Annotated in this window: 9 protein-coding genes and 1 pseudogene; 3 read left to right on the forward strand and 7 right to left on the reverse strand. The window is 46.6% G+C overall.

All coding sequences use genetic code 11. From position 1 onward, the window contains the following. Positions 1-4: 4 nt before the first annotated feature. Together DW947_RS09145 and DW947_RS09150 are read left to right on the forward strand one after the other, a co-directional pair. Positions 5-4,072 (forward strand): hybrid sensor histidine kinase/response regulator transcription factor, encoded by a 4,068-nt coding sequence (locus tag DW947_RS09145; protein WP_022401927.1) that lies wholly within the window; start codon positions 5-7, stop codon positions 4,070-4,072. A 22-nt stretch (positions 4,073-4,094) separates the two neighbouring features. Further along, positions 4,095-8,342, forward strand: a pseudogene (locus DW947_RS09150) (glycoside hydrolase family 2 TIM barrel-domain containing protein). 94 nt (positions 8,343-8,436) lie between these two features. Here DW947_RS09150 and mutS read toward each other — a convergent pair. The 5 genes from mutS to DW947_RS09175 all read right to left on the reverse strand — a co-directional run bounded on the left by mutS (position 8,437) and on the right by DW947_RS09175 (position 14,469). Further along, positions 8,437-11,052, reverse strand: a complete 2,616-nt coding sequence (gene mutS, locus DW947_RS09155; RefSeq protein ID WP_005824820.1) for a DNA mismatch repair protein MutS — start codon at positions 11,050-11,052, stop codon at positions 8,437-8,439. A gap of 708 nt (positions 11,053-11,760) precedes the next feature. Beyond that, complete coding sequence (locus DW947_RS09165) at positions 11,761-12,573, reverse strand: SPFH domain-containing protein (RefSeq protein WP_005824816.1); 813 nt, start codon at positions 12,571-12,573, stop codon at positions 11,761-11,763. A 421-nt stretch (positions 12,574-12,994) separates the two neighbouring features. Then, on the reverse strand, positions 12,995-13,516 hold the full coding sequence (locus DW947_RS09170; protein ID WP_005824811.1) for a DUF3836 domain-containing protein: 522 nt from the start codon (positions 13,514-13,516) through the stop codon (positions 12,995-12,997). 184 nt (positions 13,517-13,700) lie between these two features. Further along, positions 13,701-13,841: a hypothetical protein gene (locus DW947_RS21570; RefSeq protein WP_005824809.1), complete on the reverse strand. Its 141-nt coding sequence runs from the start codon at positions 13,839-13,841 to the stop codon at positions 13,701-13,703. A gap of 271 nt (positions 13,842-14,112) precedes the next feature. Next, positions 14,113-14,469, reverse strand: a complete 357-nt coding sequence (locus tag DW947_RS09175; protein WP_005824807.1) for a cupin domain-containing protein — start codon at positions 14,467-14,469, stop codon at positions 14,113-14,115. 199 nt (positions 14,470-14,668) lie between these two features. Between DW947_RS09175 and DW947_RS09180 the strand changes: the two genes are divergently transcribed. Further along, positions 14,669-15,934: a S41 family peptidase gene (locus DW947_RS09180; RefSeq protein ID WP_005824806.1), complete on the forward strand. Its 1,266-nt coding sequence runs from the start codon at positions 14,669-14,671 to the stop codon at positions 15,932-15,934. A gap of 85 nt (positions 15,935-16,019) precedes the next feature. On the opposite strand, the gene DW947_RS09185 is transcribed toward DW947_RS09180, so the two are convergent. Both DW947_RS09185 and DW947_RS09190 read right to left on the reverse strand, forming a co-directional pair. Continuing rightward, on the reverse strand, positions 16,020-16,445 hold the full coding sequence (locus DW947_RS09185; protein ID WP_005824804.1) for a DUF3836 domain-containing protein: 426 nt from the start codon (positions 16,443-16,445) through the stop codon (positions 16,020-16,022). 290 nt (positions 16,446-16,735) lie between these two features. After that, a complete protein-coding gene (locus DW947_RS09190) occupies positions 16,736-17,602 on the reverse strand; it encodes a hypothetical protein (protein WP_005833948.1) in 867 nt (288 codons plus the stop codon). Between the last annotated feature and the right edge of the window lie 4 nt (positions 17,603-17,606).

A 17,606-nucleotide genomic window follows, 5' to 3' on the forward strand; every position in this document is an offset into this window, starting at 1 on the left:
CCACATGAAAGACATATACTGGAAAGGCCATACGATTTTATTGCTTATCAGCCTCTTATGCTGTTTTCCGGATTTTGTGTACGCTTACAGCCTACGGCAATTCTCCAATAAAAACGGTCTTTCCAATAGTGCCATCCAATCCCTTTACCAAGATAGCCAAGGTGTACTATGGATAGGAACATGCGACGGACTGAACGTGTTTGACGGCAACAATATCCACCTATATACGCCCGTTGATGTGTCACGCAACCTATTGTCAGGCAACATTATCAGCCAGATCGTAGAATCAGAGCCAGGCATACTGTGGTTACAAACCAACTACGGGTTAGACAGATTGGATACATACCGACAGACCTGCCGGACCTTTACCGAATTCAAGGACAACATCTTCTTGGCACGAAGCAACAACAAGTGCATGTTAGTGCTGAAAGATGACGGAAATCTGTATCACTACCAACAAGAGAACCAGAAATTTCTCCAGTTAAACATCTCTTCCATGGATTTTAATAAAGTACTGTCCATGACCATTGATTCCAACAACCTGCTTTGGATATTCGCAACTGGAAACAACACTCGTTGCTATCGTCTGAACCACACGGGAAAAAGCGTGACACTGATTCCGGAAAAGCCATTTGGACATCACGGCTTGAAGCATGCCTTCATCGGAGAAGATTCAGCCTACTTCATTGATGAAACCTATGCCCTCTACGAATATAGTTTCAGCAACCGACAGTGTTACTACATTGCCGACCTGAAAGACGAAATAGAAAAACGAGGTGAAGTATCTTCCATCATCAAACGAGAAAATGACTTCTGTATCGGTTTCAAAAGCAGCGGCTTGATAGTACTGAAATATGAAGCAAACCAAAAGATTAAATACCGTATAGAATACACTGAAATACAGTCGGGCATCTTCTGTCTGATGAAAGACAAATTTCAAGATATCGTATGGGTAGCTACCGACGGAGAAGGGTTATACATGCTTTACAATGACACATTCACCATGACCAACACCCTGCTCAACACTCCCGCATATCAGGTGAACAACCCGGTACGCAGCCTTTACCTCGACCCACAGCAAACCTTATGGATAGGAACCAAAGGCAGTGGCATATTGCGTATACCGAATTATCTTGTCAACAATACACCCGAAAAACATGATCGTCTCATCACCGGTAACAGCACATTGACCGACAACTCCGTCTACTGTTTTGCACCCGGTGGAAAAGACCGACTTTGGATAGGTACGGAAAACGGAATCAATTATTATTCCTACTCTACCCACCAATTGAAAGAACTGGCGGTACAAGCCAATGGAACCAAAGTGAAATATGTGCACTCCATTGATCAAACCAATGACAGTACACTTTGGATTTCCACCGTGGGCGAAGGAATCGTAAAGGTGACATTAGAAAATCAGAGAAAAGATCCTATTGTGAAGCATGCTACACGGACTTTGGTGAGTAACGGACATATGGCATCAAACTATTTTTTCACCTCCTACCGTGAAAGCAGCTCTACGCTGTGGTTCGGGAACAGAGGGCTCGGAGCCTACCGCATTGATGTACGTACTGGAGAAATGGCACAGTTCCGCTTCAACAACTTGGTAAACAGCCAAACCGCCAACGATGTGTTCGCCATACACAAAAACGAGCAAGGCTACTGGCTGGGCACTGGATCAGGGCTTCTCCGCTTCTACTCAAACGAAGACGGAAACCCAGACAGCATCAGTGCAAAGCTCTACACCAACAGCACCGTACATGGTATCTTGGAGGACAACCGAGGCAATCTCTGGGTGAGTACCAATCAAGGATTGATGAGACTCAATCCCCAAGAACAGACCAAGCAGACCTACAACAACGGAAACGGACTGGCCGTGACCGAATTTAGTGATGGAGCCTTCTACAAAGACAATGCTACGGGAATCCTTTTCTTTGGAGGTGTAAACGGCTTCGTCACCGTGAAGCCCGATTCTTACATCACCACGGACTATATGCCCGAAATCAGCCTGAAAGGACTTTCCATCTTCGGTAAGGAATACAACCTGCATGATTTTCTACATTACAAAGACGGGAAGCCCGTGCTACAACTGGACTACAAACACAACTTCTTCCAGCTCAACTTCCGGATAACAGACTACATTAACGGAAACGACTATTTCTACTCCTATAAACTAAAGGAAGCAAGCGACCAATGGATAGAAAACGGAGTTTCACCCAATGCCATCTTCTCCAACCTTTCCCCCGGAGAATATACGCTGTTTGTGAAATACCGCAACAACATCAACGGTAAAGAAAGCCATCCGCAAGCCTTCACCATTTACATCGCTCCTCCCTGGTATCTCAGTACCTGGGCCTATGTGGGCTACTTTTTGTTAGGGTTACTATTATGTACAGGCATAGTCGCCTATGCATTCTATACCTACCGCCTGAAGCGGCAGCACATGATGAAGAAAATGGAACGACAGAAAAAAGAGGAAGTCTATGAATCAAAACTACGCTTCTTCACCAACATCACCCACGAGTTTTGCACCCCCCTCACCCTGATTCAGGGACCGTGCGAGAAGATACTCACCCACAAGGAGACAGATATCTACACGCACCGCTACGCCAAAATGATTCAGCAAAATGTGGAAAAGCTGAATGGTCTCATCGTGGAGTTGCTGGAGTTCAGAAGACTGGAAACGGAAAACAAAATGCTCTCCATACAGCCGCAGCCTGTTTCCGAAAAGTTAAGGGACATCGCCGAATCCTTCGGTGACATGGCGGAAAACAGAGAAATGAACTACTGCCTTGACATCGCCCCCGAACTGACATGGAACACCGACCTGAGCTGCTTCAACAAAATAGCCGGAAACCTCATATCCAACGCTTTCAAGTACACACCCGACAAGGGGAACATCAGCGTAACATTGTACACGAAAAACGAACGTCTTATTTTGAAGATAGCCAATACCGGCAAAGGCATCACACCGGAAAATCTCGGAAAGATATTCGACCGCTATAAGATTCTCGACTCCGTGGAGATGAACGGCAAAAACTCAAGAAACGGACTGGGGTTGGCCATCTGCAAAAACATGGTGACACTGTTGGAAGGAGACATAAACATCGAAAGCACACCGGGCGAACTGACCACCTTCACTGTAAGCCTTCCCTCGCTCCCCCCCAACGGACAAGAAGTACCGCAAACTGCATACGAAGCGGCTTCTCCAAGCATTCCCACCGAAGAGGTGCAAGAATTGCCCGAAAAATACACCCAAGAATTCGACGCAAACAAGCAGACGGTCATGGTGATAGATGATGACCCTTCCATGCTGTGGTTCGTATCCGAAATATTCACAGAGAAATACAACGTACTCTCCTTCAATAATGCCCAAAAGGCATTAGACAGCTTGGAACAACGACAGCCAGACCTCATCATCTCAGACGTGATGATGCCCGATATAGACGGGCTATCCTTCACCTCCACCATCAAGCAACACAAGCTGTGGAGCCATATCCCCCTAATCCTGCTCTCAGCACTGCATCACGAAGACGACCAAGTAAAAGGACTGGAATCGGGGGCGGATGCCTATGTCACCAAGCCTTTCAATGTGAAATATTTGGAAAAGATGGTCTATCATCTCATCCGCCGCGAAGAAAACCTGAAGGAATATTATAGTTCGGCACTCAGCACCTTTACCTGGAAAGAAGGAAGCTGCTTGCACAAAGAAGAACAAGAATTCTTAGAGAAAATGACAGAAGTCATTGAAAAGAACTTAGCCAATCCAGACCTGCAAGTAGAACTTTTGAGTAAGGAAATGGGCTACAGCAGCCGGCAGTTCTACCGCAAACTGAAACCACTTACTGACAAATCGCCTGCCGACATCATCAAAGAATACCGCCTCTCCACGGCGGAACGCTTGTTAGTCTCCAGCAACTTCACCATCGAAGAGCTGATGGACCGCACGGGATTCACCAACCGAAGCACTTTCTATAAAGCTTTTTCACAACGTTACGGAATGCCGCCCCGTCAATACTGCGAACGGCAAAAGAAGAACGTGAGGGAAGGACAGGAAATCACTAATACTTAATCATCTTATACCATCTGCATTTATGAAAAGAAGCTCTTTTTTGAGTATCGCATTCACCGGGCTGCTTGCTACCGCAGCCGCAACAGCACAAACTCACGAACAGCCCGAATGAAATGACCTGAACATTTCGGGAGTGAACAAAGAAACGGCATGCCAAACCGCCATTCCCTTTGCCGACGAAGGACAAGCCCTACGCCTGAGCATCGAGGAATCCCCCTATTATCAAACTCTGAACGGTACATGGAAATTCCATTGGGTGGCCGACCCCGAAAAACGGCCGAAGGATTTCTTCAAGCCCGACTACGACGTAAGTGACTGGGACAACATCAAAGTGCCTGCCACATGGCAGATAGAGGCTGTACGCCATAACAAGCCCTGGGACAAGCCTTTGTATTGCAATACCATTTACCCTTTCTGTGATTACAGTAAAGGAGTACAATGGCCCAACGTCATCCAACCTCGCCCGGCAGACTATACTTTCGCCAACATGCCCAATCCCGTAGGCAGTTACCGACGTGAATTCACTTTGCCCACATCTTGGAAGGGCAGAGATGTATTTATTCGCTTCAATGGAGTGGAAGCAGGTTTCTATCTTTGGTTGAACGGTAAAAAAGTGGGCTATTCAGAAGACAGCTACTTACCTGCCGAGTTCAATCTGACTCCCTATTTACAAGAAGGAAAAAACACATTGGCAGTTGAAGTGTACCGTTTCACCGATGGAAGTTTTCTTGAATGTCAAGATTTCTGGCGGTTCAGCGGTATCTTCCGCGATGTATTCCTATGGTCAGCACCACGCACGCAAATTAGGGACTTCTTCTTCCGAACCGACTTGGACGGAGATTATCGTAATGCTACAGTTTTTTTGGACGTGGAAATCACCGGTAAGAAAAGTTCTGCCGAACTCATAGTGAAGCTCTCCGACACAGAAGGAAAGGAAGTGCTATCACGCACTATCCACGCCACAAAAATAGGTAGTACCCATCTGGAATTCGATGTGAAGAACCCACTGAAATGGACAGCCGAAACACCCAGCCTCTACAACCTGACCCTGACCCTAAAACAGAAGGGAAAAGTGACAGACCTACGTAGTGTAAAGGTAGGCTTCCGCGAAATAGAGTTTGCCAAAAACGGACAACTGCTGATTAACGGCAAACCCACTCTTTTCAAAGGTGTCAACCGCCACGATCACAGCCCATTGAATGGCCGTACCGTCTCCAAAGAAGAGATGGAAAAGGACGTACAACTAATGAAAGCGCTGAACGTAAATGCTGTCCGTACCTCCCATTACCCCAACAACCCTTACTTTTACGACCTATGCGACCGCTATGGCATCTATGTATTGGCAGAAGCCAATGTAGAGTGCCACGGCGAAATGCGTCTCTCACACGAGCCACAGTGGGAAAAATCATTCACCGAGCGCAACGAGAACCAAGTGAAACGTTTCCGTAACCACGCTTCCATCGTAATGTGGTCCATGGGCAACGAATCGGGAAACGGAAACAACTTCTCCACTGCTGAAAAGGCCATCAAACGTTTGGATACTACCCGCCCCACCCACTACGAGGGAAACAGTTCCTTCTGCGACGTGACCAGTTGCATGTACCCAAGTGTGGACTGGCTGGAAAACGTAGGCCGTGAACGATTGGAGAAAATACAAAAGGGCGAGATCGTGAAACCTCACGTAGTATGCGAGTATGCCCATGCCATGGGAAATTCCATAGGAAACTTCAAGGAATACTGGGAAACCTACGAACGCTATCCGGCACTCATCGGAGGTTTCATTTGGGATTGGGTGGACCAAAGCCTGCGTATGCCCACTCCCGACGGCAAAGGCTTCTACATGGCCGTAGGCGGTGACTTTGGTGACAAGCCCAACGACGGTAACTTCTGTACCAACGGCGTCATCTTCTCCGACCGTACATTATCTGCCAAATCCTATGAAATGAAGAAGATACATCAACCCATCCGCATAGAAGCATTAGGGAATGGCAAATATAGAATCAGCAACAAGCGATTCCATGCCAATATGGAAGACCTCTACGGGAGATACGAAATAACGGAAGATGGAAGGACCGTCTGCTCAGGCAATCTGGAAGATTTGAAGCTGGAAGCACAGGCAAGCAAAGTCATCACCCTGCCAGACATACCCGCAACGAAGGTACCCGGAGCAGAATACTTTATCAATTTCAGTTTCTGCCAAAAAAGAGATACCGAATGGGCAAAAGCCGACTACGAGGTAGCCACCGAACAATTCAAGCTATCAAGCAGCGAGAAACCTATATTCGTACCCGAAAAAGGAAACATCAATCTAAACGAAACTGCCGACGCATTGGTGGTGAAAGGTGAACGTTTTGAAGCTGTCTTCTCCAAGGAAGAAGGAACTTTATCGGCATATACATTGAATAATATCCCCCTGATAAGTAAAGGACTCGAACTGAACCTCTTCCGTGCTCCCACCGACAACGATAAACAGGTAAGTGGCGATTGGCAACGCAAAGGCCTTTACCAGCTGCAAGCGGAAACCGGCAAATGGGAAACCCACCAAGAAGAGGACAGAATAACCCTGCACATCCGGAACTGCCACAAAGGTAAACTCGGTTTTGAGTATCGCACAGAAATAGAATACACCGTAAATGCCGATGGTTCCATCATGGTGAACAGTGTCATCATCCCGGTATCCGACAGCGAAATCATTCCGCGTGTGGGCTATCGAATGGAACTGCCCGAAGGCTTCGAGCGTATGCGTTGGTATGGACGTGGCCCATGGGAAAACTACGTAGACCGCAAGGATGCCACCCCAATAGGCGTATACGAAAGTACAGTATCCGACCAATGGGTGAACTATGTAAAGCCTCAGGAGATGGGTAACCATGAAGAGGTACGCTGGATTTCCATCACCAACGCCGACGGTATGGGCTTCGTTTTCGTGGCAGGCGACCAAATGGCGGCTTCTGCCCTGCATGTCAGAGCACAAGACATGGCAGACCCCGACCATCTGCAAAAACTGATTCACAAATACGACATCCCGATGCGCAAGGAGACAGTTCTTTGTCTTGATGCCCACAATCGTCCTCTGGGCAACGCAAGCTGCGGTCCAGGCCCGATGAAAAAATACGAACTGCAAGCAACTCCCGTAGCATTCAGCTTCATCATGATGCCTTTGGAAAGAAGCTACACGCAAAGTGAGCTTACCAAGAAAGCACGCGTACAGATGCCTGCATGCATGCCCGTAATGGTAGAACGCGATAACAACGGTTACCTGCAAATGAGTACCGGAACTCCGGACGCGACCATCTTCTACAGCCTTAACGGTAACGAATACCGGGAATACACAGCTCCATTCGAGTTCATTGACGGTGGAAAGATACAAACATACGCTGTTTCTGGAAAATTAGGCAAGAGCCTGGTCACTACTATGGAACTACCCATATTCGTAGACCACTCGGCATGGAAGGTGGTCTCCTCCAGCAGCGACAGCCAAGGAGAAGAGGCGCAAAACGCCATCGATGGAGACCCTTCCACGTATTGGCACACCCGTTGGCACGAACCCATTCCAGAGTTTCCACACAGCATTGTGGTAGACATGGCTTCCCTACTGGTAGTGGACAAATTCATCTACACAGCACGACATTCCAATGATAACGGACACGTCAAAGACTACGAGCTAAGCTTCAGCAAAGACGGAAAAAATTGGGAAAGCACCGTCAAAGGTACATTCTCCAATCTGACGTCTGCCCAAACCATAACATTGGAAACACCCGTCACTGCCCGTTACTTCAAATTCGTTCCCTTGTCCGAAATGCACGGCAGGAAATGGGCTTCGGCAGCCGAACTGAATGTGAGCAGCGGAGCATCCCAGAGACAAATAGTGGTCTCCGTAGACAGCGATGCAGACAACAGCATGAAGCTGGCGGCAGACGGTAACATAAACACCTATTGGCACACGGTACACAACCAATTCTACATAGCTCCCTACCCTCATGAGATACATCTTTCCCTATCCAAAGAGGCCACTATAAAGGGTATCCGCTACACTCCGCGACAAGATAGCGAAGAAGGACGGATAGCTTCCTATGAAGTATATGCAAGCAAAGATGGAAAAAATTGGGGGCAGCCCATTACCTATGGCACCTTCCATATAGGTACAGCAACGCAAACTATAGAATTTACTCCTTGCCGGGCACGCTATGTGAAACTATCGGGATTATCGGCCCATGACAAAGGAAAGAAAGCTGCCATAGCAGAATTAGAGATAATCTTGGAAGAATAATTTTATATGAAAAACTATTAACCATGGAGTTTCAAGACTTGTGCAAAAACTTGTACAAGTCCTGAAATTCCACGTTTTCTCCTATAAGCAAAAATCACTTCCCTTTCACTATCCGCTTAATATCATTCAGCTTGTTCAGCGCCTCCAGCGGCGTCAAGTTATTCACATCCAGATTCAGTATCTCATCGCGTATCTGGCACAGCACCGGGTCGTCGAGCTGAAAGAAGCTGAGCTGCATACCACCGCGTGTCTCTCCCACTTCCACCATCGGTTTGCTGGAAATCCCCTGCTGGCGGTTGTCCGTTTCCAGTTGTTTCAGAATGTCATTGGCACGCTTCACGATGCTTTTGGGCATACCTGCCATTTTGGCTACATGGATACCGAAGGAGTGTTCGCTGCCGCCGCGCTCCAATTTGCGCAGGAAGATGACTTTGTTATCTATCTCCTTCACCGAAACGTTGTAGTTCTTAATACGCTTGAAGCTTTTCTCCATCTCGTTCAACTCATGGTAGTGCGTGGCAAACAAGGTGCGTGCCTTCGCTTTTGGATGCTCATGGATATGCTCCACAATCGCCCAGGCGATGGAAATACCGTCGTACGTAGAAGTACCGCGTCCCAGCTCGTCGAACAGCACCAGGCTGCGGGGAGAAAGGTTGTTCAAGATATCCGCCGCCTCGTTCATCTCCACCATAAAGGTAGACTCGCCCACGGAAATATTATCGCTGGCACCCACACGGGTGAATATCTTATCCACCAAACCGATATGGGCACTCTCCGCAGGCACGAAACTGCCGATTTGAGCCAGTAGCGTAATCAGCGCCGTCTGCCTCAGCAAAGCGGACTTACCCGCCATGTTGGGACCCGTAATGATGATAATCTGCTGCGTCTGGCTGTCCAGCATCACATCGTTGGCAATATACTTCTCGCCGATGGGGAGCTGCTTCTCAATGACCGGATGCCGTCCCTGATGGATTTCCAGCACATCGTCGTCGGCAATGACGGGGCGTATATAGTTGTTCTCGCGCGCCGCTGTGGCAAAGGAGAGCAGGCAGTCCAACCGTGCTATCTGGTTCGCATTGATTTGAATGGCAGGAATGAACTCGCTCAAAGATTGTACCAGCTCTGCATAGAGTTGTGTTTCCAGTACCAGTATCTTGTCCTCCGCGCCGAGAATCTTCTCCTCGTATTCCTTCAATTCCTGGGTAATATAGCGCTCGGCATTGGCAAGGGTCTGCTTGCGTATCCACTCTGCCGGCACCTTGTCCTTATGCGTGTTGCGCACCTCGATGTAGTAGCCGAAAACATTGTTGTAGCCTATCTTCAAACTGGGAATCTCTGTCAGTTCGCTCTCGCGCTGCTGTATCTGCAACAGATAATCCTTGCCGGAGTAGGCAATCCGGCGCAACTCGTCCAGCTCGGCACTGACACCGGATTTGATGACACCTCCCTTATTAATCAATAACGGCGGGTCATTGTCTATCTCCCGGTCAATACGGTCGCGGATAGACTGGCAGATATTCAACTGCTCGCCTATATGATTCAAGCTGGCATTATCGGCATCCATGCAAGCTGCCTTGATGGGTTCTATCGCCTGCAAAGCCACCTTCAACGCCACCACCTCACGCGGAGAGACACGCCCTACCGCCACTTTGGAGATGATGCGTTCCAAGTCGCCAATCAAATGCAACTGCTCTTCTATCAACTCTTTGAAATCGGGCTGGCGGAAAAAGTATTCCACCACATTCAGCCGCTCGTTAATCGGCTGCACGTCCTTCAACGGGAATACCAGCCAGCGTTTCAGCAGGCGGGCACCCATCGGGCTGATGGTCTTGTCTATCACATTCAGCAGACTACTGCCACCGTCGTTCATCGACCCCATCAACTCCAGGCTGCGCACCGTGAACTTATCCAGGCGGACATACTTATCCTCCTCGATGCGTGCCAGCGAAGTGACATGCCCTATCTGCGTATGCTGCGTCATGATGAGGTATTGCAGGATGGCTCCCGAAGCGATGATACCGTTCTTGAGATGCTCCACACCGAAGCCTTTCAAGTTCTTCACCTCGAAATGCTTCAGCAGCTTTTCGCGGGCAGATGTCTCGGTAAACACCCAGTCGTCCAACTCGAAGGTGAAGAACTTGCTGCCGAAGTTTCCTTCGAACATCAGCCGCTTGCCACGCTCGAAAAGCACCTCTTTGGGGGCAAAGTTGTTCAGCAGCTTGTCCACATAGTCGAAAGGTCCTTCCGCCGTCAGAAATTCGCCCGTAGATATGTCCAGGAAAGCCACACCGCAGGCACCCTTACCGAAATGCACGGCAGCCAGGAAGTTGTTCTCCCGGTAGTTCAGCACATTGTCGTTGATGGAAACTCCCGGCGTCACCAGCTCCGTGATGCCGCGCTTCACCAGTTTCTTCGTCAGCTTCGGGTCCTCCAACTGGTCGCAGATGGCCACACGCTTGCCGGCACGTATCAGCTTGGGCAGATAGGTGTCGAGCGCATGATGCGGGAAACCCGCCATTTCGATGGTTTTCCCCTTGCCATTGGCACGTTTGGTCAAGGTAATACCGAGGATTTCGGACGCGACGACGGCATCGGTGGAATAGGTTTCATAGAAGTCACCACAACGAAACAGCATGACAGCATCGGGATGCTTTGCCTTCAAGTCGAGGAACTGCTTCATCATCGGGGTAAGGACAATATCTTCGTGCATACAAGTCTTTAATTTTTAATTTCCAAAGCTTTGAGCCAAGAGAGCAGGAAATCGTCAAGTAAGACCCAAAACTTAATGTGACAAAGATAATTCTTTTTTAGAAAACAGCCACGGAGAGGCTTCAAAACCTTAGCAAGCCTTAACAAAGAGACGCATTTTCCTAAAACATGTTATAAAACAGTCTTTTTTATTTGCTTTATTTGGAGATAAGCAAAAAGTTCGTACCTTTGCAATGTGTTTTTCATAGTATTAGATTTAAGGTTAACAAAGGTTGGAGTACAGCGGTACTCCTTTTTTTATGCCCATACCTTTCGTATCTTTCCCCTTTTCCCTTACAAAAGTACATATTCACTCGGCGAAACGCCCTTTATCTTCTTGAAAACCTTGTTCATGCGATCCCAACAAGGATGAGCAACAGTTGTCTCCCATTTACTACATTCCCTATTTAAGCAACAATTCCTGCAATACTGCATTTTAAATTCTTGCTTACTAAAACTTATTCGTCCGACAGCCGTTGAATTATCGTCCGACAATTGTCGGACGATAATTCAACGGCTGTCGGACGATAATTCAACAAGTATCGGACGAATAAATCTTAGCAAATAGAGAGATAGATGGCTTACCGCTTGATTTATTTGTGATTATCCGCGCACACAATCAGTACCTCCCCAAAAGAATCAAGTTGCCAATGGGGTCTCATAGAGATTGTCATTGCAACTTCAGGAATGGCAACGTATTTCCACCGGTAGACAACGGCAATTTCCCGTCCCATTTCTCCACAGCCTTTAGTTGAATCAATTCCGGCGTGATGCTTTGTTGAAGGATACGGTTGGCATCTGCCTTACCCTTGGCGGCAGCTACTACCTTTTCCGCCTCGGCTATAGCGGCTTTCTTTTCATTCTCCACCTTCAAGGCATTCTGCACAGCAGTATTCTTTTCGTCAATGGCAGCTTGCAGCACATCGTTGGGTTTCACGGACGACTGTATGTTGGTAAACGTAAAGCCACGGGTACTGAGACGCTCCTTCAGTAATGCCTCCACCTCCTTCTCGAAAGCCGGACGGTTGTTGATGAGCGAATCCGTCTCATAGAGTCCTGCCACGTCCTTATAAGCGTTCTTCACTTCCGTCAGGATAACACTCTGTTCCAATTCTTCGGTAGTCTTGCGATAGCGTAGAAAAACTACTTTGGCATCCTCCCGCTCAATGAAGTATTCTATAGTAGGGTCTGTCTTGAAGATGGTTCCCTTCTTGTCCTGAATGTCGAAAGGTTCGTAGTCTACAATCTGCGCAAATGCAGGATATTCGAATAGCTGCTTGGCAAAACGGTTGTAAACCACCCATCCGGTCTCCACCTTGGCATCATCTACTCCACGCTCACTACCGGCCAGATTGACGATGATGCCCGTCTGTCCCGAATCAATACGCTCCACGGCAAACATGACCAAGAACAATACTATAATTCCAATGACTGCGACTCCTGCCGCGCCTACTCTCACTGTTGATTTGTTTGTGACTTTCATGGTGTTTTCTGTTAGTTTAATGAGTGAATAATGCTCCAAAGATATTTATAATTGTTTGTTCAAAAAAGGCAATCCGTTATTTTTGGAAGAGAAGAAGGCCTCCCTCCCGCACACAGTGTAGAAAGGAGGCCCATAGTCTCTATATTTTCAGAATTTACTCAGTCACGATACGACCTGCCAACAGTGATTTCTTCAGATAACTTTCAGCACACTATAGGAATTACCCTCACTCCCACTGGACATGGTGCTGATTTCCTTTGCCACTTCTTTCAGTCTTGCCGGATTGCTGTATTTATATATAATTGTAGGATATACCTTTTTACAGAATTCTGTGCCAAATTACTTAAACGTTCGTGTTTGCGAAATAATATTGCCATAATGTCTTGGTTTTTAAAATAAATAGAATAGAAATCGTGTTTTCTTATTTCTCTGCCAATAGCTGCACAGATTCATCCGTCATGTGATGGTCTGCTGTCAAGCTCCAGTCATTGTTCTTTTCGTCCCATTCGTAGCTGAGGTAGCGCAAGACACTGCTGTCGGTCTGCCGATAGACGGCTTTCTGCTTGATGTCGGTGTAGGCATTGCTTTGCTCGTTCCAGAGGGCGTATTCCACAGTGACGTCGTCCGTATAGAAGAAGTTAAGACTGTGGTGCTTCTCAAAGCTTTGCGTGGATTCGTTCCATTTCAGCACTTCTTTTTGGGAGATGCGACCGGAGTTGTCGTAAATGTAATTGTACTTCAGGTGGCGGTGCAGGAATTTCTGATTCTCCACTTTGAATACGGTTTGTGTTTCCACACGGCCGTCGTTGGTTTCGGTATTATAGGCAAAGTTGTCTGTACGGTTAACGGCTGCTGCGCTTACTACGTTTACTAAAGAGGTCATTGCGATGATTGCTGAAATTACTAAAGTCTTCATAATGGTTCTATTTTTTAAGTTATACATTTTGTTTCAAGTTCTTGTCTTTGGGGGAGTTGTTCCCTTTCGACATTGCAAAGATAGGAGGTGGTAAAAAGCTTTTAGGTTATCGTTACGTTAATGTTAGGTTAACGGAGATATTTATTACTTTTGCGCCCAAAACAAGAACAAAATGAAAACACGTTTCCTCTTATATCTTTCCTTTTCCAATCTATCGGAGACGTAACTGGATAGGCATACAGCAGACTGTCACCACATCTACTATTGAGAAGTACCATCTTTCTTCTATGTCGTCCCAAACGGTTCGGACTTTCTTCGCTTCGAAAAGCTTGATGGCATTATGCTGGGTCATGATATTATGTTTTCAATTCTTAGTTTTAAGCTCTTTGATTGGGTCCTCGTTATGTGACAGAAACAATGCTCTTTCTTCAATTTAATCATAATTTCTGTTTTATTGCATCAGTTGACATAGTCTGTTTTCTTAGGTATAGTACAAAATATATGATTATTTTGACTTAAAACAAATCGCAGTCAATAAATCACTGCACATCATATGACAATAGGGAATAGCCTGCACCACAGACCATCCCCTATCACCTTAATTCTACTTGTGTGACTTCCTCTTACTTCACCACACCGTCCGTCATCGTAAAGCCTTCCAGAGAGCCGGCTTTCACCTGAATACAAATCACACTGATGGCGCTGTCTGCCGCAGCCGACAATTGGCGTTCTCCTGCCGGAGCCACGCGAAGCCAGTCACCCGCCTGCAGTTCTACGGTTTCTCCGTCAACCACCATGGTGCCGCGTCCGGAGAGGACGGCATAAATTTCTTCATTTTGCTTGTGCGAATGCACAAAAGGTACTCCTGCACCAGCCGGCAAATTGCTGATAGATACTTCTGCACCAGTCAGATTCAATGAATCGTGCAACTCGACACGTGCCTCGCCTGCGGGCACATTTACTTTCTGATAGTTCTTCATAATCACTTCTCCTTAGTATGTTTTGATTTACGGCTGCAAAGTTAGCCAACTACCAGACATCGTACAAGAAGGCACTTGAAGCTCAGTTAGTTACCTCCATGTTACCATTATTGGCAAATAAGGAGTTAGAAAAATAAGATTAACAAAAATTATTACTATTTTTGCCGAAAAAGCAAATATCGACTAAACTCTATAAAACATGAAGATTCTGAAAAAAATTTCAAAAGTAATAGTCATCGTAATGGCTGTACTGGCAACCATTTGGTGTGGTTTGTATGTTTATGCCAACTATTTCTATAATGACAAGCAGATTGATGTAGAAAACTTCTACATCGCGGAACTACCGTTAACCCCCTCGCAGTTTGAAGAAGATTTCAAAGAAATACACCAGATTGTCATGGAGAATTATTCATTATACCAAGCCAAGCATCTGAATATGGATTCATTGTATCAAGCTTGTGACGCCCGCGTTCGCCAGGCGCAGACCACCACAGACTACGGACTGATAGTGCAGGAATACATCTCTGCCTTACAATGCGCCCACGCCATTACCTGCTACAAGAGGTACACAGCCAATCAGCGCGTAGCCTTTATAGAGGATTTCTTGTTCGTTGACAAACCCAATGACTATCTGACAGAATACGGCTTCCAGGACAAAGACCGGATTATAGCTATCAACGGACTCCCCTATAAACAATGGATTGAACAGAACGAAAAATATACCGAAGCATCTACCGTCCCCCACAGACGGCTCCGTACAGCCTATGATGCGTTCCGTAGTTATGCAGACACCCTAAGAAACTATACACTGCTGAGAGGGGGCGATACTCTGACCGTCACCCTTCCCTTGAAACAAAGGGACTATTTTCCGGATAACGAAGAACAAACTGTGGAGAGCAGGATATTACAAGACAGCATTGGTTACCTTACCATCAAAACCATGATGAACCCCGTCATGGAAGATTTCAAGGCGGTCTATCCCAAAGTCAAGGATTTACCATACCTCATTATAGACGTACGTAGAAACGGCGGAGGAAACAGCATGAATGGAGTAAACATCTGCAAGTACTTCATCCGCGAAGCACAACCACACTGCGTCAGCAAGAGCTACATCATGCAGCCCGAAGCCGACGCCTATAAAGGTAAAATCTATCTGCTGACCGACACATATACGCTCTCTGCTGCCGAGAGCTTCACACTCGACATGAAGGAAAGCGGAAATGTCACCCTCATCGGCGAAGCTACCGGAGGGGATACCGGCAATGGCCCCCGTCCTTTCTGTACCAAACAGCGGACCTATTTCCGTATCCCTACCCGCCAGCCGGACGTCTCTTCTAAAGGTTTCCCCATGGAAGGTATAGGCATACCGCCCCATCATCAAGTATCCCAAACCGTAGCAGATTTCATGAAGGATGAAGATACAGTGCTGAATTATGCTGTCGGACTGATAACAGAGAAACAATAATACATTTCCTCAACGAAAAAGAGCCAAGTATCAAAGGTGTGTCACCTCACGATACTTGGCTCTTTTGTATTTGATATATTATCCTTTATTTGGTACTTGCCAACATCAAAGCCGCATTGCTGTCATTCAGTTCGTAAACGGTAGTTTGCGTATAGCTGTCGTAACCATTAGTTCTACTGTTCCAACGGGCATAGTTCAACTCAACTTCACTGTCAGTGTATTCAACATCCAGCTTGAAATAAGGCACCCAGGCTTCCTTTACGCTATCCCACTTGAAAGCTTCCTTGCTCGTCACACGGTTCTCACTGTCATAAGTGTAAGTGTAGCGGAGGTGACGGAAAAGGTGTCCGTCCTCATTGCGGAAGATAGTCTTGGCGGTCATCAGTTCTCCGGTCATCTCCTCGTTTTTCACATAATCGGCAGGAGTTGTCGCGCTTGCAGAAAAGTTCATTACACTTGCCATTACCACTGCCATCATTACCACTGCTTTTGAAAATACTGTTGCTTTCATAATCGTTATTTTTTATTGTTATTACTTCTTTCTCTGAGGAGGTTGTTGTTTCATAACCGCCTTCGCCTATATATAGTCAATCTGCGTGCCAAAGAATTAAATCACTGATTATCAAAGAATAACTATTTTATAGTAATGTCCATTTTCGGACAACTGTCCGCACAAAAACGAACAGCAAAACAAAAAATAAACGAAATATCATGAAAGTATTTCTACATTAGCAATAATATTATGTAACAGTAGTAAACTGTTTGATGATTGTCCCTACAAAAAGCTGATGTATACTTATCTTATCTCAATGGCGGCATCTGAAAACGTGGTGGGGCAATAGTCGCTCCGCCACTGCCCCCTCTATTATCAAAGACGGTGTTACGCAGAATCTCATACAAGATTCCACCTACATCCAGACTTAATTTAAACTTGTCGAAATTATAATAGGGAATCACAACGGGAACCGTCTCCCAACGACCGCGATAAGCATCGTAATAACGTTGTACTCCAACTTCCATACCAAAACGTTCGGACATATCCAGAGACATGGTGGCACCGTAGCGGTGGGTATCCATCCCGTAAGTATTTCCTATGGCATACGAACCGAAAACCTTAAAAGCTACACGGTCCGAAGCCTGATACCGCAAAGCTCCCGAAGTACTGAAAGCCTGCCCGGTGGAATGAATCATATTTATCTTCATGGCATCTACGCCAAGCTGGAGCGTCAGCCTTTGGTTAAAGGCATGCTGATATCCCAGGGAAGCATTGTTGAAACGTCCGATACCCGGTACGCTGGTCTGCCCACCGGAACCGAATAACATACCGTGAGGAAACTGTCTTAATACACCGCTTGTACTGTAATCTCCCCGAAATAGCAGGGAAGGATTGGTCTGATAAGGCAGACGAAGAGACTCTTTCAGTGAAAAATCGGGCAGGGAATAGGAGTGCTCCGGATGAAACATGGAAGAAGGGGCAGAGTTTTCAGAAGGAAGCTCAAAAGGAGAGAATAGAGATTCATTGAATTCCGGCTGTATCTGTATACTGTCACGAATGAAACGTACACTGTCTTCCTGCGCAAAAAGCAATTGCGGCACAAAAGCCAACAGCAGGCAGATTCCCAAACGGCCACCAAGACAAGAGATACTGACTTTCCGTTTTATACACATATAC

Origin of the sequence: Bacteroides sp. AM44-19 (genome assembly GCF_003603395.1) — a bacterium.
Taxonomy (GTDB): domain Bacteria; phylum Bacteroidota; class Bacteroidia; order Bacteroidales; family Bacteroidaceae; genus Bacteroides; species Bacteroides uniformis.

What these genes read in the sequence shown, in the direction of transcription:
- DW947_RS09145 (WP_022401927.1), top strand. Translation starts at nt 5, where the DNA reads ATGAAAGACATATACTGGAAAGGCCATACGATTTTATTGCTTATCAGC.
- mutS (WP_005824820.1), bottom strand. Translation starts at nt 11,052, where the DNA reads ATGCACGAAGATATTGTCCTTACCCCGATGATGAAGCAGTTCCTCGAC.
- DW947_RS09165 (WP_005824816.1), bottom strand. Translation starts at nt 12,573, where the DNA reads ATGAAAGTCACAAACAAATCAACAGTGAGAGTAGGCGCGGCAGGAGTC.
- DW947_RS09170 (WP_005824811.1), bottom strand. Translation starts at nt 13,516, where the DNA reads ATGTATAACTTAAAAAATAGAACCATTATGAAGACTTTAGTAATTTCA.
- DW947_RS21570 (WP_005824809.1), bottom strand. Translation starts at nt 13,841, where the DNA reads ATGACCCAGCATAATGCCATCAAGCTTTTCGAAGCGAAGAAAGTCCGA.
- DW947_RS09175 (WP_005824807.1), bottom strand. Translation starts at nt 14,469, where the DNA reads ATGAAGAACTATCAGAAAGTAAATGTGCCCGCAGGCGAGGCACGTGTC.
- DW947_RS09180 (WP_005824806.1), top strand. Translation starts at nt 14,669, where the DNA reads ATGAAGATTCTGAAAAAAATTTCAAAAGTAATAGTCATCGTAATGGCT.
- DW947_RS09185 (WP_005824804.1), bottom strand. Translation starts at nt 16,445, where the DNA reads ATGAAAGCAACAGTATTTTCAAAAGCAGTGGTAATGATGGCAGTGGTA.
- DW947_RS09190 (WP_005833948.1), bottom strand. Translation starts at nt 17,602, where the DNA reads ATGTGTATAAAACGGAAAGTCAGTATCTCTTGTCTTGGTGGCCGTTTG.